The sequence below is a fragment of the Mycobacterium sp. Root265 genome, from assembly GCF_001428895.1.
GTDB lineage: Bacteria > Actinomycetota > Actinomycetes > Mycobacteriales > Mycobacteriaceae > Mycobacterium.
Genome location: NZ_LMJA01000014.1, coordinates 1 through 23,145, shown reverse-complemented (window position 1 = coordinate 23,145; position 23,145 = coordinate 1). Strand labels below are relative to the sequence as shown.

Sequence of the window (23,145 nt, the reverse complement as noted above, 5' to 3'; positions counted from 1 at the left end):
GGGCTACGCGGTGAGCACCGCATCCAGCGCGGAGTAGAACAACCCGAGCCCGTCATCGGACGGGCCGGTGAGCGGCTCGGTGGCGTGCTCGGGGTGCGGCATCAGCCCGACCACGCGGCCGTTGGCCGAGCTCACGCCGGCAATACCGCGCATGGAACCGTTGAGGTTCTCCCGGTAGCGGAAAACGACCCGGCCTTCACCCTCGAGCTCGTCGAGCACGGACTCGGCGGCCACGTAGCGACCCTCGCCGGACTTCAGCGGGACCAGCAGGTCGGCACCGGCTTCGTAACGCGTCGTCCACGCGGTCGAATTCGAGGCCACCTCCAGCCAGGTGTCCCGGCAGATGAAGTGCAGTCCGGCGTTGCGGGTCAGCGCGCCCGGCAGCAGCCCGGCCTCGCAGAGCACCTGAAAACCGTTGCAGATCCCCAACACCGGCAGACCACGGCCCGCGGCTTCCACGACCGAGCCCATCACGGGGGCGAATTTGGCGATCGCACCGCAGCGCAGATAGTCGCCGTAGGAGAACCCGCCGGGCACCACCACCGCGTCCACGCCCTTGAGGTCGGCGTCGCCGTGCCACAGGCTGACGGCCTCACCGCCGGCCAGGCGCACCGCCCGGGCGGCGTCGACGTCGTCGAGCGTGCCGGGGAAGGTGATGACGCCTATCTTGCCGCTCACGAATTCTCCCGACTCACCGAGAACTCCTCGATCACGGTGTTGGCCAGCAGCGATTCGGCGATCTCGTTGAGTGCCTCATCGGACACCGAATCGTCGACCTCGAGCTCGAACCGCTTGCCCTGACGGACATCCGCGACACCACCATGGCCGAGACGGCCCAGGGCGCCGACGATCGCCTGCCCCTGCGGGTCGAGGATCTCAGCCTTGGGCATCACGTGCACTACGACGCGGGCCACGGGGACTCCTTCATTTAGGACCGGTCTTGATCGGTGCCAACTCTACCGGCGACGTCTCGGGCCACAATGGAGCCATGCAACTGACGCACTTCGGCCACTCATGCCTGCTGGCAGGCTTCGCCAACGGTGAAGGCGCCCAGACCACGGTGCTGTTCGATCCGGGCACCTTTTCGCACGGCTTCGAGGGCATCACCGGCCTGGACGCCATCCTGATCACCCACCAACATCCCGATCACGCCGACACCGCGCGGCTGCCCGCCCTGTTGGAGGCCAATCCGCAGGCCAAGCTGTATGCCGACCCGCAGACCGCCGCCCAGCTCGGCGAGCCGTGGCAGGCCGTGCACGCCGGCGACGCGTTCACCATCGGGCACCTCTCGGTGCGCGGCGTGGGGGGCACCCACGCCGTGATCCACCCCGAGATCCCGGTGATCGACAACACGTCCTACCTGATCGGCGACGGCGATCACCCCGCCCGGCTGATGCATCCCGGGGACGCCCTCTTCGTGCCCGATGAGGCGGTCGACGTGCTGGCCACCCCGGCGGCGGCGCCGTGGATGAAGGTCTCCGAGGCCGTCGAATACCTGCGGGCGGTGTCGCCGGCCCGCGCCGTCCCGATCCACCAGGGCATCATCGAGCCGTCCGCCCGGGGCATCTACTACGGCCGGCTCTCGGAGATGACCGACACCGACTTCCAGGTGCTCGATCCGGAGAACGGAACCGCGTTCTGAGGCCGCGCAATCTGCTGCTGTGGTGGCCGCCGATCGGTATCGCCGCGATGGTGGTGCTGGGGCTGGTGGTCGGCCACGGTGACACCGCGTTCGACGACTGGTCGCTGCGGGTGATGCAGCGCGTGTTGGGACCCGATCCGGTGTGGATGCTCTATTTCAGCTGGGCGCTGCCGATGATGGTGATCCTCGCCGTCGCGGTGCTGATCGCGCTGGTGCGCAGGCGGTGGCGGCTGGCGGTGGTGGTGGCGCTGTGCCCGCTGCTCTCGGTGATCGCGACCCGGCTGCTCAAGCCGCTGTTCGGCCGCTACAAGGGCGACGCACTGGCCTACCCGAGCGGGCACACCACCGTCGTCATCACCGTGATGGCCATGCTGGTGCTGGCCGTCGGGGTGTCGCTGTGGCTGCTGCTGGTCGCCGGCCTGGTCACCGTGATCGGCGCGCTGAGCATGGCGGCCACCGACCTGCACTATCTGACCGACAACATCGGTTCGGTGTTCCTGGCGTCGGCGACGGTGTGCCTGGCCGTGCTGGCGGCGGGTCCTCAGGCGGTCTCGCGGGCGGCGGCCCGGCCGGCCGCTCTGCCCGAGAACACACAACCGCCCAGGAACGTGCCTTCCAAGGACCGGTAGCCGTGCACGCCGCCGCCGCCGAAACCGGCGGCCTCACCGGCGGCGTACAGACCGTCGAACACCGTTCCGTCGCCCTTGATCACCCGCGAATCCAGGTCGGTTTCCAGCCCGCCCAACGACTTCCGGGTCAGGATGTGCAGCTTCACCGCGATCAGCGGTCCGGCCTTCGGGTCGGTGAGGCGGTGCGGTGCGACCACCCGCGCGATGCGGTCGGGCAGGTACTCCCGGGCGGCCCGGATCGCGGTGATCTGGCTGTCCTTGGTGAATTTGTTGAGCACCTCGCGGTCGCGCCCGGTGACCTCGGCCTCCACGGTGGCGTAGTCCAGCGGCTCGACGCCGGGAACCGCGTTCATCGCGGTGACCAACTCCCGCAGTGAGTTGCCGGTGACGAAGTCCACACCCTTGTCGACGAAGGCGCGCACCGGCATCGGACCACCGTCGCGTCCGCGGGCCAGCACCGCCTTGACGCTGCGGCCGGTCAGGTCGGGGTTCTGCTCCTGCCCGGACAGCCCGAATTCCTTGGCGATGATGCGGGCGTTGAGCACGAACCAGGTGTAGTCCTGGCCGGTGGTGGTGATGTGTTCCAGCGTGCCCAGGGTGTCGAATCCCGGATACAGCGGCACCGGCAGCCGTTTACCGGTGGCGTCCAGCCACAGCGAGGACGGGCCCGGCAGGATCCGGATGCCGTGGCGGGGCCACACCGGGTCGTAGTTGGTGATGCCCTCGGTGTAGTGCCACATGCGGTCGCTGTTGATGACGCGGGCGCCGGCGGTCTCGCTGATGCCGATCATCCGGCCGTCGACGTGTGCTGGCACGCCGGAGAGCAGTTGTTTGGGAACGCGGCCCATCCTCGGCGGCCAGTTCTTGCGCACCAGGTCGTGGTTGCCGCCGATACCGCCACTGGCGACGATCACCGCCTGGGCACGGAACTCGAACTCCCCCACTGATTCCCGGGATGACGCCACGCCGCGGGCGGCATCGCTGGGTTCGAGCACGGTGCCGCGGACGCCGGTCACCGCGCCGTCCTCGACGATCAGCTCGTCGACGCGGTGCCGGTGGACGAACGTGGCCCGGGGTTGACCGAGCAGCCGCCGGGCGAACACGTCGACCAGCGCCGGCCCGGTGCCCCAGGTGATGTGGAAGCGGGGCACCGAGTTGCCGTGCCCGAGTGCGCCGTAACCGCCGCGTTCGGCCCAGCCGACCATGGCGAAGGTCTGCAGTCCGCGCTCCCGCAGCCAGCTGCGCTTCTCACCGGCGGCGAAGTCGACGTAGGCGTGCGCCCACTGCCGGGGCCAGTGGTCCTCCTCGCGGTCGAAACCGGCGCTACCCAGCCAGTCCTGCAGGGCGAGCTCGTGGCTGTCCTTGATGCCGAGGCGGCGCTGCTCGGGGCTGTCCACCAGGAAGAGCCCGCCGAACGACCAGAATGCCTGGCCGCCGAGGTTGGCGGCATTCTCCTGGTCGACGATCAGGACGCGGCGGCCCCGCTCGATCAGTTCTGCGGCGGCGACCAGTCCGGCCAGCCCCGCACCCACCACGATCACATCGGCATCGGCCATGCCGCCAACTTAGTCTCAGGCGGCGTCGGTGAGGGCGCGATCCGCGTCCCAGCGGTAGGTCTCCGGGACGCAGCCATGCAGGAGTGCCAGGTCGATGGCGTCGAAGACGGCTTGCCGCGGGCCGGTGTGTCGCAGCTGGCGCGCCGAGACCGCCAGCCGTACCGTGCCGCCCCGGCGCGCGGTGCGCTCAGCCGAGAGCACCAGGGTGCGGCACCACCAGGTTTCGGTGAGGAATCCGGCGCCGATGCCGAGCACCCGGGCCGGAGTGGTGGTGTCACGCACCAGGTCGGTGACCCCGGCCAGTCCGGCGAGCAGCCGGAATCCGTTGCGCGGCAATGCCCTCACGGTTCCCTCGGACACCGTCCAACCAGGAGCGGCGAACAGCCGGGTACGCAGACCGAGGTGTTCCATGGTCCGGTCGGCGCCCAGCAGTCGCAGGTTCGCCTCGTGTGCCTGCAGCGTGGCGAATTCGCTGCGGCGCTGCTTGGTGGCCGCCTCGTCGTAGCCGTGCAGCACGACGGCGTCGCCGGCGGCACGCCGCTCGGCCAGCCAGAACAACGTCGCCGGGTCGCGCGCCAGTCGGTAGTCACCCTTGAGTCGGGGAGCCACCAGCAAGGACACCGGCACGCCGCGGGCGTCGAGTTCCTCGCAGAAGGTGTCGACGTCGGACAGCGTGCGGTCCCTGATCCCGGAAATCGAGACGATCAGCTCTGCGGTCACGCACGTCAGTGTCGCAACATCAGATGTCACGACGGTTGCGAACACCCGGACGCGACGTTGCTATTTGGAGATGACCGCTTCGATGGCGGCGATCACCTCGGCTGCGTCCGGTTCGGTGCGCGGACGGAACCGCTTGACCACCAAACCGCCCGGGGCCACCAGGAACTTCTCGAAGTTCCACTGGATGTCACCGGCCTGCCCCTCGTCGTCGGCGGCCTTGGTCAGTTCGGCGTAGAGCGGATGGCGGTCCGCACCGTTGACATCGGTTTTGGCCAGCAGCGGGAACGTGACGCCGTAGGTGGTGGAACAGAAGGTCTGGATCTCTTCGGCGGTGCCCGGCTCCTGGCCCATGAACTGGTTGCACGGGACGCCGACGACGGTCAGTCCGCGGTCGGCGTAGTCCTCGGCGATCTTCTCCAGGGCGGTGTACTGCGGGGTCAGGCCGCATTTGGAGGCGACGTTCACCACCAGCGTTGCGCCGTCCGACAATTCGCCGAGCGTGGTGTCCTTGCCGTCAAGGGTGGTCAGCGGAATCTGGTTGAGGCTCACCGGATCGACGCTAGCCGTCGAACAGGATCCCCGCCAGCCTCTCGACCGTCGCGATCGGATCCCCGGTGGTGTCGACCGCCTCGTTGAGCCAGAGCTGGGCGTAGCCGTGCACCATCGACCAGGCCGCCAGCGCGGCGCCCTCGGGATCGGCCCCGGCGTGCGGATCGGCGAGTGTGCCGACACCGCGGCTCAGTTCGAGGTACGCCGCCGTGGACGCCTCCCGCACCTGAGCGTCGGCTGCGTCGTAGAGCGATTTGTCGAACATGACCTCGAAGTGGCCGGGATGCGCCAAGGCAAACCGCACGTAGGCCTTGGCCGCGTCGATGAACTCGGGCCTGGCATCGGTCAATTCGGCCGTCAGGAGCTGGAATCCCTGCGCCGCCAACGCGGTGAAGAGTCCGCGACGGTCCCCGAAGTGGTGTGCCGGCGCCGCGTGCGACACCCCTGCGGCGCGGGCGAGTTCGCGCAACGACACACCGTCGGCGCCACGTGCGGCGACCAGGTTGGCCGCCTCGGCCAGGATCACCGCCCGCAGGTCGCCATGGTGGTAGCTCGGCTTGCTCACCAGGCCATCATAGCCGCGATCTTGACAGTGTCTAGATGCGTGGACCGCCGAAAAGGCTGTCCGCCTGACCCTCACCGTGGTTCTCGGGATCCGCCGTCGCCAGCAGCCAGGCGTACTGGAAGGCTGCTTCCTTCCACCGCTCGTAGCGCCCGCTGATACCGCCGTGGCCGGCCACCATCTCGGTCTTCAACAGCACCTTGCCGGCATCGGCCACCGGGTCGAGCTGCGCGTGCCGGAGAGCCGCAACCCATTTCGCGGGCTCGACGTAGAACACCCGGGTGTCGTTGAGTGAGGTCATGGCCAGCACCGCCGGATAGACGTACTGCCCGATGTTCTCGTACGGCGAGTACGACTTCATGTACTCGTAGACCTCGCTGTCCTCCAACGGGTTTCCCCACTCGTCCCATTCGGTGACGGTGAGCGGCAGAGACGGATCCAGGATCGTGGTCAGCGGATCGACGAACGGAACCTGCGCCAGTACCCCGGCGAACAGGTGCGGGGCCAGGTTGAGCACCGCACCGACCAGCAGACCACCGGCGCTGCCGCCGAGCGCCACCAGGTGGTTCGGCCGGGTCAGGTCGGTGACCACCAGATGCTCTGCCACCGCGATGAAATCGGTGAAGGTGTTGCGCTTGTGCAGCAGCTTGCCGTCCTCGTACCACGGCCGCCCCAATTCACCACCGCCGCGCACATGGGCGACGGCGAACGCCATCCCCCGGTCCAGCAGCGACAATCGGGCGATCGAGAACCGCGGATCCTCACACGATTCGTAGGCGCCGTAGCCGTACAGCAGCGTCGGGGCCGGGAACGCCAGGCCGGCGCGGTGCACGATGGAGATCGGGACCCTCGCACCGTCGGGGGCCACCGCCCAGTCCCGGCGCTCGACGTACTCCTCGGGCCGGTAGTCGCCGAGAACCGGCTGCTCGCGCAGCAGGGTCCGTTCGCCCGTCACCAGGTCCAGGTCATAGATCCGCACCGGGATCACCCAGGACACCGCGCCCACCCGCAGCTTCGGCGAGGACCAGTTCGGGTTACCGCTCAGACCCGCCGACATCAGCTCGGATTCGAAGGCGATCTCCTGTGGCGCCCCGTAACTGCCGTCGGCGCCGATGGGCCACAACTGAATTCGCGGCAGCGCCTCGCGGCGGTAGCTGACCACCAGGTGACTCTCGAACGCGTCGACGCCGTCGAGGCGGACGTCCTCGCGGTGCTCGATGAGCGTGCGGAACGCGCTCGGGTCGCTCACCGGCGCCTCGACGAGGGTGAAGTTCACCGCGCCGTCGTTGTGCAGGATCAGGAAGCGGTCCTCGCCGCCCACCACCGCATGTTCGACGGAATACTCCACCTGATCGCGCCGCGGCAGCACCACGGTGAACTCGGCGTCCGGGTCGGCAGCGTCCGCGTAGCGCACCTCGGAGGTGACCGCGCTGCCCGCGGCGATGATGACGTACTTGTCGCTGCGGGTACGCCCGACTCCCAGCCAATACCGTTCGTCGGCTTCGTGATACACCTTCTGGGCGGGCAGCCCGGAGCCCAGGCGATGGCGCCACACGGTGTCGGGCCGCCACGCCTCGTCGAGGGTGGTGTAGTACACCGAGTGGTTGTCGGCACCCCAGGTCGCGCCGGCGCCGATCCCGGTGATGGTGTCCTCGTAGAGTTCACCGGTCCGTAGATCCTTGAACCGCAACGTGTACCGCTCGTCGCCCTTGAGGTCCACCGAGAAGGCCAGGATGTTGCCGTCGACGCTGACGCTGATGGCACCGAGGGAGAAGAACTCGTGGCCTTCGGCTTCGACGTTCTCGTCGAGCAGGATCTGCTCGCCTGCAACCGCGGTGTTCTCGTCGAGTTCCGGCGGGATCCAGTCATCCGCGTGGCTGATCGGGCAGCGGGCATGCACCCCGTACTGCTGTCCCTCGAAGCTGCGGGCGTAGTACCACCACTGACCGCGGCGGGTCGGGACCGACAGGTCGGTCTCCTTGGTGCGCGCCTTGATCTCGTCGAAGATCTTCTGCCGCAACGGCGCCAGACCGGCGGTGGCCGCCTCGGTGTGCGCGTTCTCGGCTTCCAGGTGCGCGATGACCTCGGGGCTGGACTTGTCGCGCAGCCACTCGTACGGGTCGATGAAGACATCACCGTGATGCTCGCGGCGGTGCTCGACCCGCTTGGCGACGGGCGGCTGCACCGTGGTCACGATCCGATCCAATCGGAGAAGCTCAAACCGGAAATCCTCTCGTAGGCCTCGATATACCGCGCGCGGGTGGCCGCGGCGATCTCGGCGGGCAGGGGTGGCGGCGGGGTCTCACCGTGGCGGTCCCAGCCCGAATCGGGCCCGGTCAGCCAATTGCGCACGAACTGTTTGTCATAGCTGGGCTGCACCTCGCCGGGCTGGTAGCTGTCCGCGGGCCAGTAGCGCGACGAGTCCGGGGTGAGCACCTCATCGGCCAGCACCAGCTGACCGTCGGCATCGACCCCGAATTCGAACTTGGTGTCGGCGACGATGATGCCCTTGCTCAGCGCATGCTCGGCGGCCTTCAGGTAGATCTGCAGCGTCGCCTCGCGGAGCTCAGCGGCCCGGTGCGCGCCCACCAGCGCGACCACCGCGTCGAAGGACACGTTCTCGTCGTGCTCACCGAGCTCGGCCTTGGTGGCCGGGGTGAACAGCGGCTCGTCGAACTTGCTGGCCTCACCGAGCCCGGCGGGCAGCGCGATCCCGCACACCGATCCGGACTGCTGGTAGTCGATCAGCCCGGAACCGGTCAGATAGCCCCGCGCCACACATTCGACCGGCAGCATTTCCAGCGCACGGACGACGAGGGCGCGGCCCAGGACCTCTTCGGGGATGCGTTCGTCGTCGGGCGGGCCCGCCAGGTGGTTGGCGACACCGAGGTGATCGAAGAAGAACACGCTCATCGCGGTCAGGATCCGGCCCTTGTCCGGGATCTCGGTGTCCAGGATGTGGTCGTATGCCGAGATGCGGTCGCTGGCCACGAACAGCAGGTGATCGTCGTCGATGCGGTACAGCTCGCGAACTTTGCCGCTGGCCAGATGCCGGTAGTCGGTCAGAGCGGGGCGCATTGACTCACCCTATGTGCTGGGATCGATGCCATGAGATTGCGGTACCTGCCCTATGCCACCCGGCCCGGTCGCTTGCTGGCCCAGCTCGTCAGCGACGTCGCCGTCCTCATCTGGACGTCTGTGTGGGTGATGGTGGGCAGCGCGGTGTACACGGCCGTGGCGACCGTCGCCGAGGTGGGCCGTCAGGTGCAGGACGGCGCCGACGGGGTGTCGGGCAGCCTCAATACCGCCGGGGACCGCGCCGACAACTTCCCGCTGATCGGTGATGCGCTCAGCGGGCCGCTACGCGCCGCCAGCGATGCTGCCGGGGAGATCGCCGGTGCAGGTCAGAGCCTGGACAGCACCGCGACCTGGCTGGCGTGGGTGCTGGCGCTCGCGGTCGCGGCCACGCCGATCCTGGCCGTCGCCATGCCCTGGCTGTTCCTGCGGCTGCGGTTCTTCCGGCGCAAGCTGACGGTGCTGACGCTGGCATCCACGCACGCGGGACAGGAACTGCTGGCGATGCGTGCGCTGGCCAACCGGCCGCTGGGCAAGCTCACCGCGATCGACCCCGACCCGATCGGGGCCTGGCGCCGCGACGACCGCCCCGCCATCCGCGGGCTGGCGCTGCTGGAGATCCATGCCGCCGGCGTGAAGCTCTGAGGGCTGCCAGCCGACCGCCAGCTCCTTAGGTTAGCCTGCACAACATGCCGCTCGAACTCGCCGACGGCAGCAGGACCGACGTCATCACCCGGGACCGTCGCCTGCCCGGCCTGGCACTCTGCGCGGCACTGCTACTGGTGGTGTCGATACTCAGCCTGGCGATCGGTACCCAGAGCGTCGACCTGTCAACGGTGTGGCACGCGGTCACCGACTACACCGACACCGGCGATGAGTGGATCGTGCACGACCTGCGGATCCCACGCACCCTGCTGGGCATCGTGGTCGGCATCGCGCTGGGGCTGTCCGGCGCCCTCATCCAGGGCATCACCCGCAACCCGCTGGCCGACAGCCAGATCCTCGGCATCGAGGCCGTCGCCGGTCTCTTCGTCGTCATCGCCATCGCGTTCCTGGGCCTGCACACCACGCTGTCCTACATCTGGTTCGCGTTCCTCGGGGCGTTCGTCGCCATGCTGCTGGTGTATTTCATCGGGGCCACCGGGCGCACCCTCATGACGCCGGTACGCATGCTGCTGGCCGGTGTCGCGGTGGGCGCAGTGGCCGACGGCATCTCCTTCGCGATCCGGCTGCACTACCCGCGGGCCTTCGACTCGATGCGATTCTGGGACGCCGGAGCGCTCGACGGGCGCTCACTGGAGGTGTTCTGGGTGGTCGCGCCGTTCATCGCCGTCGGGGCCGGGTTGTGCCTCTACGTCAGCCGCGGGCTGAACGCCATCGCCCTCGGCGACGATCTCGCGGTCGCGATGGGCGGCAACGTGGTTCGCACCCGGATCCTCGGGCTCATCGCGGTGACCGTGCTCGCCGGGGCGGCCACCGCCGCGGCAGGCCCGATCGGGTTCGTGGGCCTGATGGTGCCGCACGTCGTGCGCTGGTTCACCGGCCCCGACTGGCGATGGATCTGCGCCTACAGCCTTTTCGCCGCACCCGCCCTGCTGCTCGCCGCCGACATCGTCGGCCGCGTCGTGGTCCCCCCGGGTGAGCTGCCCGCCGGCATCGTCACCGCGTTCATCGGGGCGCCGGTCCTGATCTGGCTGGTCCGCCGCTCGAAGGCGAGCGGCCTGTGACAGGAATCGATTTCGGGCGTCCGCAGCTGGTGGTGCGGCGCGAACCTACGCTGGCCGTGCGGGCGTCGTGGCGCAGCATCGGTGTACTGTCCGCGCTCGGCGCGGGTGCGGTGGTGCTCGCGGTGCTGGCCCTCGGGATCGGCGAGTACCCGGTCTCTCCGGCGGAGGTGGTGGCCGTCCTCACCGGCAGCGACCAGAGCTTCACCAGCGTGGTGGTGCTGCAGTGGCGGATGCCGCGGATCGTGCTGGCCCTGGTGATCGGTGCGGCGCTGGGCATTTCGGGTGCGATCTTCCAGGCGATCACCCGCAACCCGTTGGGTAGTCCGGATGTCATCGGCTTCGGGTTCGGCTCCTACACCGGCGCACTCGTGGCGATCGCCCTGTTCGGCGGCGGCTACTACCTGATGGCGGCCAGCGCGGTGGTGGGCGGACTGCTGACCGCGGTGGCGGTCTATCTGCTTGCCTACCGCAACGGGCTGGCCGGCTTCCGGCTGATCATCGTCGGGATCGCGGTGAGCGCGATGCTGAGCTCGCTCAACCAGTGGATCATCCTGAAGATCAAGCTGAATCAGGCGATCACCGCAGCCATCTGGCAGCAGGGCACCCTCAACGGGCTGCACTGGGAACAGGCCGTCCCGGTGCTGGCGTGCGTGCTCCCCGCACTGGTCTGGCTGGCATACCTCGGGCCGCAGCTGCCGATCCTGCAGATGGGCGACGACGCCGCCGGCGCGCTCGGGGTCCGCCCGGAGCGAGTGCGGCTGGCCTACTTCGCGATCGGCGTGCTGCTCATCGCCATCGCCACCGCAGCCGCCGGACCCATCTCGTTCGTCGCGCTCGCCGCCCCGCAACTGGCGCGCCGGCTCACCAACTCCCCCGGCGTCGGGCTGGTCTCCTCGGCGTTCATGGGCGCATTCCTGTTGCTGGCCAGTGATCTGGTGGCGCTGCGAATCTTCGCGCCCGCCGAACTCCCGGTCGGCGCGGTCACCGTCGTGGCCGGCGGGGCGTACCTCATCTGGCTTCTCGTCGTGCAGGCACGGAAGCAGTAGGGAAGGAAACGGTATGGCAACGCTGCGGGCGCAGGACCTGTCGCTGGGTTACGGCGCCACGCTGATCGTGGACGGATTGTCGGTGGACATCGTCGACGGCGCCGTCACCGCGATCGTCGGCCCGAATGCCTGCGGCAAGTCCACGCTGTTGCGTGGCTTGGCCCGCCTGCTCAAACCGGTCGGCGGGCAGGTGATCCTCGACGGGGCCGATATCACCGGTCTGCGCACCAAGGACGTGGCCCGCAAGCTGGGGCTGTTGCCGCAGTCCTCGATCGCGCCGGAGGGCATCACGGTCGCCGATCTCGTTGCCCGCGGCCGCTTTCCCCACCAGCGGGTGCTGCGCCAGTACGCCCGCGAGGACGAGCAGGCGGTGGCCGATGCGATGGCGGCCACCGGCGTGACGGCGATCGCCGGCCGGCCCGTCGACGAGTTGTCCGGTGGTCAACGCCAACGGGTCTGGGTGTCGATGGTGCTGGCCCAGCAGACCCCGCTCATCCTGCTCGATGAACCGACGACGTTCCTGGACATCGCCCATCAGATCGAACTGCTGGATCTGTTCGCCGAACTGAACTCCGAGCAGGGCCGCACCATCGTCGCCGTGCTGCACGACCTGAACCATGCCTGCCGGTTCGCCGATCACATCATCGCGATGAAGTCCGGGCACATCGTGGCCCAGGGCACCCCGTCGACGGTGATCACCGCCGAACTCGTCGAGCAGGTGTACGGGCTGAGGTGCCAGATCATCGAGGATCCCGAAACGGGCACCCCGCTGGTGATCCCGCGCGCCTCGGCGCGGGACCGGGCCCGCGCACGGGCCCGCTCGCGCGACTAGGAGTTCGACAGGTCCGCGACCGGACGGCCCTGCAGCGCGTTGCTCAGCTGCGGGGTCAGCACGTCCAGTGCGTACAGCAGGGCGTTGGGCCCGCTGTAGGTCAGCGCGCCGCTGAGCGTGGAATCCGAACCGGCATAGAGCGTGCGGTCCTCGCGCACCACGTTGAGTCGCTGGAAGGCCGGCGAATCCGCCAGCTGCTCCTTGGTCACGCCGTTGACGAACAACAGGTCACCCTCCAGCAGCGACAACCGTTCCTGCGAGACGTCGCCGACGGTCTCCTGGGCACCGAAGCCCAGCGCGTCGAACAGCGTGCGGCGCGGATCGCCCGCCCCGATCAGGTAGGGCGCGTCGACCTCGGAGCTGAAATCCGCCACCAGTGTCTTGCCGGCGAATTCGGGGTGCTCCTGCTTGGCCGCGTCGATCCTGGCGTTGACCTCATCGACGAGTCCCTGTGCCTGCTGCTGCTTGCCGAGCGCGTCGCCGGTGGTCAGAAGCTGGACGTCCCAGGGGGTTTCCTCATCGGGGTACTTGTCCGACTGGATGACGGTCGGGGCGATCTGGGACAGCTGGTCATAGGTCTTCTGGTCGATGGCCTCGTAGATGGCCAAGATGACATCGGGCTTGGCCTTGGCGATCGCCTCGAAGTTGATGGTGTCACCTTCGATCACCGGCACCCCCTTGCCGTCGGTGGCCTCCTTGACCCACGGGAAGTCGTTGTAGTTCTCGAACCAACTGCGGGTGCCCACCGGCACCACGCCCAGAGCCAGCACGAAGTCCTGGTCGTTCCAGCCGACGGTGACCACCCGCTCGGGGTTCGCCGGGATGGTGGTCTCGCCGAATTTGTGATCGATGGTGACCGACTCGGCCGCCGGCTCTTGGCTGGCCGAGGGGCTGTCGGATCCGCCGCAGCCCGCGAGCAGACCCATACCGAGCAGCACCGTGGCCACCAACACCAATACACGCGACTTCTTGAGCATTAGGTCACCCTAACCCACGCAACTCCTCGCGATTTGCGCACATCGAGTGACGGTGAGCGTTACTAGATGTGCGCGAACCGCGGCGGGTGGAACCGTTCCGTCGGGCATCCCGTCCAAATAGACATGCTGGAACAGCTTCTACGCGATCACGACGGGGTCATCACCCGGGTGATCGCCGAGATCGAGTTCGCCCTCAGCCGCCGTGCAGACGCCGCAGCCAACTCCCGAACGGATGCCGCACGCTGACCGACCCCATCCTGACCTTGCCGCGCACGATCACGTGCAGCTGATCGGGCTGCGGGAGGTTGCGCACCTTGACCGTCGCGCTGCCGGCGATGGCGTCGACACCGTTGAGATCGGCGGTGGCCCCGGCCGGCACGATGAGCTCCGTCGAACTGAGGTAGTCGTCGATGTTCACCTCGACGACCGGCCCGGGCAAGACCGCGGAGGTGAAGTCGAGGGTTGTGCTGCACATCCGGGTGTTCAGGTTGATCACCGGCGCCACCGTCCACGGCCCACGCCGGACGATCGAGGTCATCCAGCCACCCAGCGCCTCGGGCTGCGCACTGCTGCGGGCGACCGGCGCGTGCGCGGCATGCAGGTCCATATCGGGCAGGTCGACGAGCACGGCGCGCAGTTCACCGCGGGTGCGGGCGGCCAGCGCGGCATCGGTGCGGTCGGCGAACTCATCGAGCGTGATCATGCCGTCGGCCACCGCGCGCTCAAGTAATCCGCTCACGTGCGCGCGGTCCGCATTGGAGACTCGGAGGTGGTCGTTCTGGCCGAAGTCCATGCCTTCGAGAGTAGCGATCAGCCGAATTCGACGAACATGTGCCGGATACCGGTGTGCCGGTTGCTGCGGGTCCACTCGACCGGTGCGACCAGCCGCGCGGTGCGGAACCGGGGCAACAGTTCCTCGAACAGCACCCGCAGTTCCAGGCGTGCCAGATTGGCACCCAGGCAGTAGTGCACGCCCTGGCCGAATCCCAAGTGCGCATTGGGCTTCCGCGCGACATCGAAGACGTCCGCATCCTGGAACACCGCCGGGTCCCGGTTGGCCGAACCCTCCCAGACCTGCACCTTGTCGCCGGGCGCGATATCGCAGCCGCCCAGCGTCACCGGGCGGGTCGCGGTGCGGCGCTTGGACGGGGACGGCGTGGTCCAGCGCACCATCTCCTCGATCGCCGACGGGAGCAGCTCCGGCTCCTGTTGCAGGCGCCGCATCTGCTCGGGGTGCTCGATGAGTGCCAGCAGTCCCCCGGCCACCGAGTTGCGGGTGGTCTCGGCCCCGGCACTGAACAGCAGGCTGAAGAACAGATAGAGCTCCAGGTCCGACAGGTCGGCGTCCGAGGCGTTGGCCACCACCGACAACATGTCGTCGCTGGGGTCCGCACGTTTGGCCGCGATCAGCTGCATGCCGTATTCGTACATCCGCGATCCGGCCTCTTCGGGCGTGAGCTGCCCGACCGCCGCCGAGCGGGCACCGCCGAAGTCGAATTGCGGCTCGATCGCCTCGAACAGCCAATGCCGTTCGGATTCGGGCACTCCCAGCAGGATGCAGATCATCTGCATGGGCAGTTCGGCGGCGACGTCGACGAGGAAGTCGAGCGCGACCCCGGCTTCGACGGCGTCCAGCAGCGTCCGGGCCCGGCTGCGCAGATCGTCGGTGACCCGGGTGATCATCCGCGGTGTCAGGCCGGAGCTGACCAGCCTGCGGATCTGCGCGTGCCGCGGGTCGTCCATCATGTTGAGCACCTGACCGGCGACGGAGAGATCCTGCAGCAGGGTGCCGCCGAATGGCCGGGTGCCCCCGGTCACCGACGAATAGGTCTCCGGATCACGCAGTACGGCAAGGGTTTCGGCGTAGCCGGCCACCGACCAGAAGCCCTCCCCGTCCGGGGTGTGCTCGGTGGGTTCGTGCCAGAAGACCGGGGCCTCACGACGGTGTGCCTCGAACAGGTCATGCGGAAAACCGCAGGCGAAGTTGTCGAGATCCGTGAGGTCGGCCAACGTCACAAGATGGCACCCGAGGTGTACTTGGCCGCCTCCGGGTACCGGCCGACCAGATCTTCGACCGCCGAGACAACGGTGTCGACCTGGGCGCCGGCGGCGCCGGTGAACGCTTCCTTGTCGGCCAGCGCGGCGTCGAGGGCGACCCGGTCCAGAGCCGCGGATCGGSGGSGAGCCGGTCCAGCAGGTCGGGCTCCTGTCCCTTTTCCCGCATGGCCAGCGCCACCGCGACCGCGTGCTCCTTGATGACCTCGTGGGCGGATTCCCGGCCGACGCCGGCGCGCACCGCTGCGATGAGGATGCGGGTGGTGGCCAGGAAGGGCAGGTAGCGATCGAGTTCGCGCTGGATCACCGCGGGGTAGGCGCCGAACTCGTCGAGCACGGTGAGGAAGGTTTCGATCTGGCCGTCGACGGCGAAGAACGCATCCGGCAGCGCGACGCGGCGCACCACCGAACAGAACACGTCACCCTCGTTCCACTGGGCGCCGGCCAGCTCGGCCGCCATCGACGCGTACCCGCGCAGCACCACCTGCAGGCCGTTGACCCGCTCACAGGACCGGGTGTTCATCTTGTGCGGCATGGCCGACGAGCCGACCTGTCCGGGGGCGAATCCCTCGGTGACCAGTTCGTGTCCGGCCATCAGCCGGATGGTGTGCGCGAAGGACGACGGGCCGGCCCCGAGTTGCACCAGCGCGGATACCGCATCGTGGTCCAGCGAACGCGGGTAGACCTGCCCGACGCTGGTGAAAACATCTGTGAATCCCAGGAATTGGGCGACGCGGCGTTCCAGTTCGGCCAGCCGGTCCGTGTCGCCGTCGAACAGGTCCAGCATGTCCTGGGCGGTGCCCATCGGTCCCTTGATCCCGCGCAGCGGGTACCGGTCGATGAGCTCGCGCAGCCGGATCAGCGCCAGCAGCGTCTCCTCGGCGGCCGAGGCGAACCGCTTGCCCAGCGTGGTGGCCTGCGCGGCGACGTTGTGGCTGCGGCCGGCCATCACCACGTCGCGGTACACCAGCGCGCGTTCGGCCAGCCGCGCCACCACCGCCACACCGTGGGCGAAGACCAGTTCCAGGGAGCGCCGGATCTGCAGCTGCTCGACGTTCTCGGTGAGGTCACGACTGGTCATGCCCTTGTGCACGTGCTCGTGACCGGCCAGCGCGTTGAACTCCTCGATGCGGGCCTTCACATCGTGGCGGGTCACCCGCTCGCGCGCGGCGATCGAGCCCAGGTCGACGTTCTCCACCACGCGTTCGTAGTCGTCGACGACGCCGTCGGGCACGGGGACGCCGAGTTCGGACTGCGCACGCAGCACCGCCAGCCACAGTCGGCGTTCGGCGATGATCTTCGCCTCGGGCGACCAGATGGCCGTCATCTCTTCGCTGGCGTAGCGGTTGGCCAGAACATTCGGGATCGTCACGAACACACAGCTTACGAGCCGGCTACGGCGAGTCGCCCAGGTGCGTCGGATCGACGATCCCCTTACCGCGGATACCGAGCTGACGGTTGATCAGGGTGGTGATGCCGAACAGCACGATCCCGATCAGGATCAGGATCCCGGCCAGCAGATACTGCTGGGCGGGGCGCCCGGAGAACGGCAGCACCAGGTAGGCCGAGGCGAAGAAGCCGATGACGGGCAGCACCGTCGGCGTGCGGAAATGCCCGCCCGTGGCCTGCACATCGCGGCGCAGCACCAGCACCGCCACGTTCACCATGGCGAACACCGCCAGCAGCAGCAGCGAGGTGGTGCCGCCGAGCACCGCGATGGCACTGCTGTTGGCGACGGCGGAGACGTAGAAGATCAGGCCGAACGCGATGAGGGTGGTGAAGATGATGGCCGCCCACGGGCTGTGCCGCTTCGGGTGGATCACGCCCAGCACCGGGGGCAGCACGTGCTGGCGGGCCATGCCGTAGATGAGTCGGCTGGCCATCAGCATGTTGATCAGCGCGGTGTTGGCCACCGCGAACATGGAGATGAAGGGCAGGATCGCCTCGATCGGCAGCCCGGGGGCGCCCGCCTTGACGACCTCGATCAGTGGGGTCTCGCTGTCGGCGAGGACACCGACGGGTACGAGTGCCACCGCGACGATGGCGACGATCACGTAGACGACGCCGGCGATCCCCAGCCCGGACAGCAGCACCTTGGGGAAGATGCGCACCGGGTCCTTGGTCTCCTCGGCCATGTTGACCGAGTCCTCGAAACCGACCATCGCGAAGAACGCCAGCGAGGTGGCGGTGGTGACGGCCAGGAAGGTGCCCTTGTCCGACGGGGTGTCGAAGGCCACGACGCGGGCGAAGTCGACGTCGGCGCCGCCGCCGGTGAAGGCCCAGACACCCACCAGGATCACCATGGCCAGGCCGGTGATCTCGACGATGGTGAGCACCACGTTGAGCTTGACGCTCTCCCCGACGCCCCGGAAGTTCACCACCGCGATCAGCGCCATGAACAGCAGGGCGAGCACCACCACCCCGACCTTGCCCCAGTCGATGTCGAAGGCGGTGAAGAAGTTGGCCGCGAAGAAGCGGGAAGCTGTTGAGGCAGAGGTGATTCCGGAACACATCACCACGAACGCGACCAGGAAGGTGACGAACTGGATCCCGAAGGCCTTGTGCGCGTAGAGCGCTGCGCCGGCGGCTTGCGGATACTTGGTGACCAATTCCAGATAACTGAACGCCGTGATCGTGGCGATCAGGAAGGCCACCAGGAACGGAAGCCATGCCGCGCCACCGACTTCCTTGGCGACCTGCCCGGTGAGTGCGTACACACCGGTACCGAGGATGTCGCCCACCACGAACAGCAGCAGGAGGCCCGGCCCCATCACCCGCTTGAGTTGTGGCTCCTCCGTGGTTTCCGACTGTGTCATCCCGCCCCTTCGCTCACCTCAGACGTGCACGGCCCGGTCGTCCACGGGTGCGAGCACGTCGATCACGTCGATCAGGGTCGCGCGGGCATTGGCCCGCGGTCCCTCTCCCTCGTCCACCAATGAGGCAACCACAGCTCCGTCGACCGCGCACACCAGGGCCGTGACGAGTTCGGATCGCACGGCGCGACCGGACCGTTCGACGACCTCCAGCACGGCGTCGGTGCGTTGCCGCAGAATCCGCCGCTGGATGTCGCGGAGCTCGGGCTGCCGCGCGCACGCGATGTAGCGCTCGTAGCGCGAGATCAACTGTTCGGACACCCGGGCCCCCGGATCGTCGCCGACCAGCAGGTCCACCAGTAGGTCGGCGGTCGACTCAGCGCCCCGTCGCCGGCGCGACAACGCGGCGACCTGTACCTCCAGTTGCTTGGCCTCACGGGCGCCCACATGCTCGACGGCCTTGGCGATCAGATCGTCGAGTGAGGAGAAGTAGTACGTCGTCGACGCCAGCGGCAGACCGGCACGCCGCGCCACTGCGCGATGGCGGACCGCGTCGATCCCGCCCTCGCACAGCAGATCGGCGGCGGCACTCACCAGAGCGCCCCGCCGACGTTCTCCCTTGGGAGTCACCGCCGCTGTCACGCCTTGCATGCTGCCAGCAAAATCCCAGTTGTATGGCGGTTTTCGGCAATCACAACAAGTTGGCAGACAGCGCCACAGCAGGCAATGGCAAGATGGCGCAAATGTCAGCCCACAACCGTCGGACCGTGCTGCGGATGGGTCTCGGCGCCACCCTCGGTGCCGTCGCCGCCGGGGCGGGTGTGTTGCCCCGGGCCGCCGCCGAGCCGGCCGCCACCTACCAGTCGGGGTCCTTCGTCTCGGCCGCACGCGGCGGAATGAGCACCAACTGGGCGATCGCCAGGCCGCCGGGCCAGACCGCGCCGCTGCGTCCGGTCATCGCGCTGCACGGCAAGGGCAGCGATGCCGCGACGGTGATGGCCGGCGGCGTCGAGCAGGGTCTCGCGGAGGCGGTCGCGGCGGGCCTACCGCCGTTTGCCGTGGTGGCCGTGGACGGCGGCGGAGGTTATTGGCACCACCGCGCGTCCGGGGATGACGCCGGCGCGATGGTGCTGGATGAGCTGATCCCGATGCTGGCCGGCCAGGGGCTGGACACCTCCCGGGTCGGCTTCATCGGCTGGTCGATGGGCGGCTACGGCGCTTTGCTGCTCGGGTCCAGGCTGGGACCGGCGCGCACCGCGGCGATCTGCGCGGTGAGCCCAGCACTGTGGACGTCGCCGGGCGCCGCGGCCCCGGGGGCATTCGACGGTGCCGAGGACTACGAGGCCAACAGCGTGTGGGGCGTGGCGGCGCTGGGCTCGATCCCGGTCCGCATCGACTGCGGAAACGGTGATCCGTTCGCCGCTGCGACAGGTGAGTTCATCGCCCAGCTTCCCCACCCGCCGGCCGGTGGCTTCTCCCCTGGCGGGCACGACGGCGGGTTCTGGAGTTCTCAGCTCCCGGCCGAGATCTCTTGGCTGGCACCGATACTCGTCGCCTGAGCGGTCAGAGCGAGATACGCCCCTCGGCGGCCGCCAGTCCGATATCAGTGCGAAAATGGCTGCCGGGCAGTCGAATCGACTTGATCGCCTCATACGCCGCGGCGCGGGCACCATCGAGATCCACCCCGGTGCCGACCACCGAGAGCACCCGTCCACCAGTGGATACCACCGCGCCATCCTCGCGCCGGGCGGTGCCCGCGTGCAGCACGGCGTCGGCCTCGGCGCCGGTGATGACGTCACCGACCCGCGGCCGGCCCGGATAGTTCTCGGCGGCCACGACGACGGTGACCGCGGCCCCGTCGCGCCACCGCAGATCCTCGAAGGACGCCAGGGTGCCGGTGGCCGCCGCGTTGAGCAGCCCCCCGAGTGGGGACTCCAGCAGGGCGAGCACGGCCTGGGTCTCCGGGTCGCCGAAACGGCAGTTGAACTCCACCACCGAGGGCCCGGCAGAGGTGATCGCCAGCCCCGCGTAGAGCAGACCGGAGAACGAGCTTCCGCGTGACACCATTTCGGCGGCAACGGGTTTGACGATCTCGTCGACGATCTGGGTGAGCACCTGCGCGGGCAGCCACGGTAGCGGGGTATAGGCCCCCATCCCGCCGGTGTTCGGGCCGGCGTCGTTGTCGCCGACCCGTTTGAAATCCTGGGCGGGCAGCAGCGGCACCACGGTCTCGCCGTCGACGACGCAGAACAGCGACACCTCGGGTCCGTCCAGGAACGACTCCAGCAGCACCGGATGCCCGGAGTCCAGCAGGGCGGCCGCGTGCACCCGTGCCGCGTCGCGGTCGGTGGTGACCACCACGCCCTTACCCGCGGCCAACCCGTCGTCCTTGACCACCCAGGCGGCCTGTCCGGCCGGCGGGCCGAACCGGTTCAGCGCGGCGTCCAGGTTGGCCGGGTTGTCCACGATCTCACTGGTCGCGGTCCGCACACCGGCGGCGGCCATCACATCCTTGGCGAAGGCCTTCGATCCCTCGATGCGGGCGGCGTCCTTGGACGGCCCGAAGCAGGCGATACCGGCGGCGCGCACCGCATCGGCCACCCCGAGAACCAGCGGCACCTCGGGCCCCACCACCACCAGATCGGACTTCAGACGCTGGGCCAGGGCGACCACTGCGGGCCCCGAACTGATGTCGACGTCGTACTGCTCGGCAATCGCCGCGGTGCCGGCATTGCCGGGCGCCACCGCGAGCTGGTCGACCTGCGGATCGCGCCGCAGCGCCAGCAGCAGGGCATGTTCACGGGCTCCGGATCCGATGACGAGGACGCGCACGGTCAACAACCCTAATCGTCCCGGCAACCGCACGGCGCCAGACCCGAGGCCATACACTTTGGATTTGGGTGTATGGTCGGTGCAGCGAGTGCGGTACGTCACACCAGGAGGACCCCATGACGACCATGAATGCCTGCCCGTTCGGAGCCGGGTACGACTTCACCGACCCCGAGGTGCTGCTCCGGGGCATTCCGGTGACCGAGTTCGCGCACCTGCGCAAGACCGCCCCGGTCTGGTGGAACGAGCAGGGTGAGTCGATCTTCGATGACGGTGGCTACTGGGTGGTGACCCGGCACGAGGACATCAAGGCCATCTCGCGCAACGGCGACCTGTGGTCCACCAACGCCAAGGGCGCGGTGATGCGACTGCCGGACGGGGTCACCGCCGACCAACTCGATCTGACCAAGGCGCTGCTGATCAACCACGACGCCCCCGAACACACCCGGCTCCGCAAGCTGGTGTCCCGGCTGTTCACCCCGCGGTCGGTGGCTGCGCTGGAAGAGAAACTGGAAGTCGCCGCCCGCGAGATCGTGGCCGCGGCCGCACAGAAGGACAGCGGCAACTTCGTCGACGATGTCGCCATGGGCCTGCCGTTGCTGGCCATCGCCGACCTGATCGGCGTCCCCGAAGAAGACCGGGAGAAGATCTTCCACTGGTCCAACAGCATCATGAACACCGACGATCCCGACTTCGACAGCGACCCGACGGTGGCCAACGCCGAGCTCATGGGTTACGCGTACACCATGGCCGAGCAGCGCCGGAAATGCCCGGCCGACGACATCGTCACCCGGCTGGTGCAGGCCGACATGGGAGATGGAACCGGCGAGTCGATCACCGAAGTCGAGTTCGCCTTCTTCGTCATCCTGCTCGCCGTCGCCGGCAACGAGACCACCCGCAACGCCATGACACACGGCATGAACGCCTTCTTCGAAAACCCGGACCAGTGGGAGCTTTTCAAGCGCGAGCGGCCCGACACCGCGATCGAGGAGATCATCCGCTGGGCTACCCCGGTGCACTGTTTCCAGCGCACCGCGACGGCCGACACGGAGCTCGGGGGCGTCGCGATCCGCAAGGGTCAGCGTGTCGGGCTGTTCTACAGCTCGGCCAACTATGACGAGGACGTCTTCGAGAACCCGTTCCAGTTCGACATCCTGCGCAACCCGAACCCGCACCTGGCGTTCGGCGGCAACGGCGCGCACTTCTGCATCGGGGCCAACCTGGCCCGCATGGAGATCAAGCTGATGTTCAACGAGATCGCGAACCAGATCCCCGACATCGCGAAACTGGCTGAGCCGCAACGTCTCCGGTCCGGGTGGATCAACGGGGTCAAGGACCTGCAAGTCTCCTACCACTAGCTCGCTACAATTCCGGCGTGCGAACCCACGGGTGGGCCGGAGCCGCGCCGGCGAGCGACGAGGAAGCCGTCGCCCGGATTCTCGCTGCCGCGGGCAAGGCGATCGACGAGCGTGGGGCGGACTTCTCCATCGCCGACGTCGCCCGCACCCTGGGGGTCACCCGGCAGACGGTGTACCGCTACTTCCCCAGCACCGAGGCGCTACTGATGCAGGCCGGTGTCGTCGCGGCCACCGACTTCCTGGAGCGGCTGTCCACCCATTTGCAGGGCATCACCGATCCTGCCGACGCGGCCACCGAGGCCATCGCGACCGCGCTGGAGTGGCTACCCAAGGACAAACACATCGGGCTGCTGCTGGCGCCGGGACGCACACCCGCCTTCACCGAATCGGTGACCTCGGATATCGCGCTGCAGTTCGCGCAGTCGGTGGTCCGCCAGTTCGATGTCGACTGGGCGGCAAAAGGTTTCGCCGATGACGATCTCGATGAGCTCGCCGAGCACCTACTACGCATCATCCAGTCCTTCGTCATCGACCCGGGACGGCCACCACGCACCGGCGCCGCACTTCGCGCTTACCTGCGGCGCTGGGTGGCCCCGGCTCTGCGCAACCCGTGATTTGTGGAGTTTTCGTCGGAACAGGTCCGATGTGAAGTCGCAGGACATCGCTTACAGGGGTATGTCTCGGGACATCGCTTACACCTGAGCGGGCTGGTTGGATCCAGAGTGGTTCATGGCCCAGAAGGTGACGGCGATGGACATTCGTGCGGCGGTGGCGT

Annotated in this window: 23 protein-coding genes and 1 pseudogene; 9 read left to right on the top strand and 15 right to left on the bottom strand. The window is 68.4% G+C overall.

What is annotated here, in order from left to right; translation table 11 throughout:
• Positions 1-3: 3 nt before the first annotated feature.
• Both purQ and purS read right to left on the bottom strand, forming a co-directional pair.
• On the bottom strand, positions 4-678 hold the full coding sequence (gene purQ / locus ASE48_RS14885; protein ID WP_057167890.1) for a phosphoribosylformylglycinamidine synthase subunit PurQ: 675 nt from the start codon (positions 676-678) through the stop codon (positions 4-6).
• Positions 675-914 (bottom strand): phosphoribosylformylglycinamidine synthase subunit PurS, encoded by a 240-nt coding sequence (gene purS / locus ASE48_RS14880; RefSeq protein WP_057167889.1) that lies wholly within the window; start codon positions 912-914, stop codon positions 675-677. The genes purQ and purS overlap by 4 nt, the downstream gene beginning before the upstream one ends.
• 74 nt (positions 915-988) lie before the next feature.
• Here purS and ASE48_RS14875 point away from each other — a divergent pair, with 74 nt between their 5' ends.
• Together ASE48_RS14875 and ASE48_RS14870 are read left to right on the top strand one after the other, a co-directional pair.
• Positions 989-1,642, top strand: a complete 654-nt coding sequence (locus ASE48_RS14875; protein ID WP_057167888.1) for an MBL fold metallo-hydrolase — start codon at positions 989-991, stop codon at positions 1,640-1,642.
• A gap of 47 nt (positions 1,643-1,689) precedes the next feature.
• Positions 1,690-2,271: a hypothetical protein gene (locus tag ASE48_RS14870; protein ID WP_057167887.1), complete on the top strand. Its 582-nt coding sequence runs from the start codon at positions 1,690-1,692 to the stop codon at positions 2,269-2,271.
• On the opposite strand, the gene ASE48_RS14865 is transcribed toward ASE48_RS14870, so the two are convergent.
• The 6 genes from ASE48_RS14865 to ASE48_RS14840 are packed head-to-tail and all read right to left on the bottom strand — an operon-like array spanning position 2,184 to position 8,736.
• Complete coding sequence (locus ASE48_RS14865) at positions 2,184-3,827, bottom strand: FAD-binding dehydrogenase (protein ID WP_057167886.1); 1,644 nt, start codon at positions 3,825-3,827, stop codon at positions 2,184-2,186. The two genes, ASE48_RS14870 and ASE48_RS14865, sit on opposite strands and share 88 nt — an antisense overlap.
• Before the next feature lie 15 nt (positions 3,828-3,842).
• Complete coding sequence (locus tag ASE48_RS14860) at positions 3,843-4,547, bottom strand: DUF2334 domain-containing protein (RefSeq protein ID WP_057167948.1); 705 nt, start codon at positions 4,545-4,547, stop codon at positions 3,843-3,845.
• A 60-nt stretch (positions 4,548-4,607) separates the two neighbouring features.
• Positions 4,608-5,096, bottom strand: a complete 489-nt coding sequence (locus ASE48_RS14855) for a glutathione peroxidase (RefSeq protein WP_057167885.1) — start codon at positions 5,094-5,096, stop codon at positions 4,608-4,610.
• A gap of 10 nt (positions 5,097-5,106) precedes the next feature.
• Positions 5,107-5,661 carry a TetR/AcrR family transcriptional regulator gene (locus tag ASE48_RS14850; RefSeq protein ID WP_057167884.1) on the bottom strand — a complete coding sequence of 185 codons (555 nt, stop codon included), beginning with the start codon at positions 5,659-5,661 and terminating at the stop codon, positions 5,107-5,109.
• A 31-nt stretch (positions 5,662-5,692) separates the two neighbouring features.
• Positions 5,693-7,843, bottom strand: a complete 2,151-nt coding sequence (locus tag ASE48_RS14845) for a S9 family peptidase (RefSeq protein WP_082614210.1) — start codon at positions 7,841-7,843, stop codon at positions 5,693-5,695.
• Positions 7,844-7,848: 5 nt separating this feature from the next.
• On the bottom strand, positions 7,849-8,736 hold the full coding sequence (locus ASE48_RS14840; RefSeq protein WP_057167882.1) for a phosphoribosylaminoimidazolesuccinocarboxamide synthase: 888 nt from the start codon (positions 8,734-8,736) through the stop codon (positions 7,849-7,851).
• Between the two features lie 30 nt (positions 8,737-8,766).
• Between ASE48_RS14840 and ASE48_RS14835 the strand changes: the two genes are divergently transcribed.
• The 4 genes from ASE48_RS14835 to ASE48_RS14820 are packed head-to-tail and all read left to right on the top strand — an operon-like array spanning position 8,767 to position 12,338.
• Entirely contained in the window at positions 8,767-9,378 is a 612-nt protein-coding gene (locus ASE48_RS14835) for a hypothetical protein (RefSeq protein ID WP_057167881.1), read from the top strand.
• 44 nt (positions 9,379-9,422) lie between these two features.
• A complete protein-coding gene (locus ASE48_RS14830; protein WP_057167880.1) occupies positions 9,423-10,460 on the top strand; it encodes an iron chelate uptake ABC transporter family permease subunit in 1,038 nt (345 codons plus the stop codon).
• Positions 10,457-11,506 (top strand): FecCD family ABC transporter permease, encoded by a 1,050-nt coding sequence (locus ASE48_RS14825; protein WP_057167879.1) that lies wholly within the window; start codon positions 10,457-10,459, stop codon positions 11,504-11,506. The genes ASE48_RS14830 and ASE48_RS14825 overlap by 4 nt, the downstream gene beginning before the upstream one ends.
• 13 nt (positions 11,507-11,519) lie before the next feature.
• Positions 11,520-12,338 carry an ABC transporter ATP-binding protein gene (locus tag ASE48_RS14820; protein WP_057167878.1) on the top strand — a complete coding sequence of 273 codons (819 nt, stop codon included), beginning with the start codon at positions 11,520-11,522 and terminating at the stop codon, positions 12,336-12,338.
• On the opposite strand, the gene ASE48_RS14815 is transcribed toward ASE48_RS14820, so the two are convergent.
• The 6 genes and pseudogenes from ASE48_RS14815 to ASE48_RS14790 all read right to left on the bottom strand — a co-directional run bounded on the left by ASE48_RS14815 (position 12,335) and on the right by ASE48_RS14790 (position 18,834).
• Positions 12,335-13,315 (bottom strand): ABC transporter substrate-binding protein, encoded by a 981-nt coding sequence (locus ASE48_RS14815; RefSeq protein ID WP_057167877.1) that lies wholly within the window; start codon positions 13,313-13,315, stop codon positions 12,335-12,337. The two genes, ASE48_RS14820 and ASE48_RS14815, sit on opposite strands and share 4 nt — an antisense overlap.
• Before the next feature lie 193 nt (positions 13,316-13,508).
• On the bottom strand, positions 13,509-14,108 hold the full coding sequence (locus tag ASE48_RS14810) for a DUF1707 SHOCT-like domain-containing protein (protein WP_057167876.1): 600 nt from the start codon (positions 14,106-14,108) through the stop codon (positions 13,509-13,511).
• Between the two features lie 17 nt (positions 14,109-14,125).
• On the bottom strand, positions 14,126-15,331 hold the full coding sequence (locus ASE48_RS14805; RefSeq protein WP_057167875.1) for a cytochrome P450: 1,206 nt from the start codon (positions 15,329-15,331) through the stop codon (positions 14,126-14,128).
• Positions 15,328-16,742: pseudogene (gene purB / locus ASE48_RS14800) on the bottom strand (adenylosuccinate lyase). Before purB ends, ASE48_RS14805 begins: the two are co-directional and overlap by 4 nt.
• 22 nt (positions 16,743-16,764) lie before the next feature.
• Positions 16,765-18,186 (bottom strand): APC family permease, encoded by a 1,422-nt coding sequence (locus ASE48_RS14795; protein ID WP_057167874.1) that lies wholly within the window; start codon positions 18,184-18,186, stop codon positions 16,765-16,767.
• An 18-nt stretch (positions 18,187-18,204) separates the two neighbouring features.
• Entirely contained in the window at positions 18,205-18,834 is a 630-nt protein-coding gene (locus tag ASE48_RS14790) for a TetR/AcrR family transcriptional regulator (protein ID WP_082614205.1), read from the bottom strand.
• Between the two features lie 83 nt (positions 18,835-18,917).
• Here ASE48_RS14790 and ASE48_RS14785 point away from each other — a divergent pair, with 83 nt between their 5' ends.
• The gene (locus tag ASE48_RS14785; protein WP_057167947.1) at positions 18,918-19,742 is read left to right on the top strand and encodes an alpha/beta hydrolase; all 825 of its coding nucleotides are present in this window, start codon (positions 18,918-18,920) and stop codon (positions 19,740-19,742) included.
• 4 nt (positions 19,743-19,746) lie between these two features.
• Here ASE48_RS14785 and purD read toward each other — a convergent pair whose 3' ends face one another.
• Positions 19,747-21,015 (bottom strand): phosphoribosylamine--glycine ligase, encoded by a 1,269-nt coding sequence (purD, locus tag ASE48_RS14780; RefSeq protein WP_057167872.1) that lies wholly within the window; start codon positions 21,013-21,015, stop codon positions 19,747-19,749.
• Positions 21,016-21,131: 116 nt separating this feature from the next.
• On the opposite strand from purD, the gene ASE48_RS14775 reads away from it, so the two are divergent.
• A complete protein-coding gene (locus tag ASE48_RS14775; RefSeq protein ID WP_057167871.1) occupies positions 21,132-22,370 on the top strand; it encodes a cytochrome P450 in 1,239 nt (412 codons plus the stop codon).
• Between the two features lie 17 nt (positions 22,371-22,387).
• Entirely contained in the window at positions 22,388-22,984 is a 597-nt protein-coding gene (locus ASE48_RS14770) for a TetR/AcrR family transcriptional regulator (protein WP_057167870.1), read from the top strand.
• Positions 22,985-23,145: the final 161 nt, after the last annotated feature.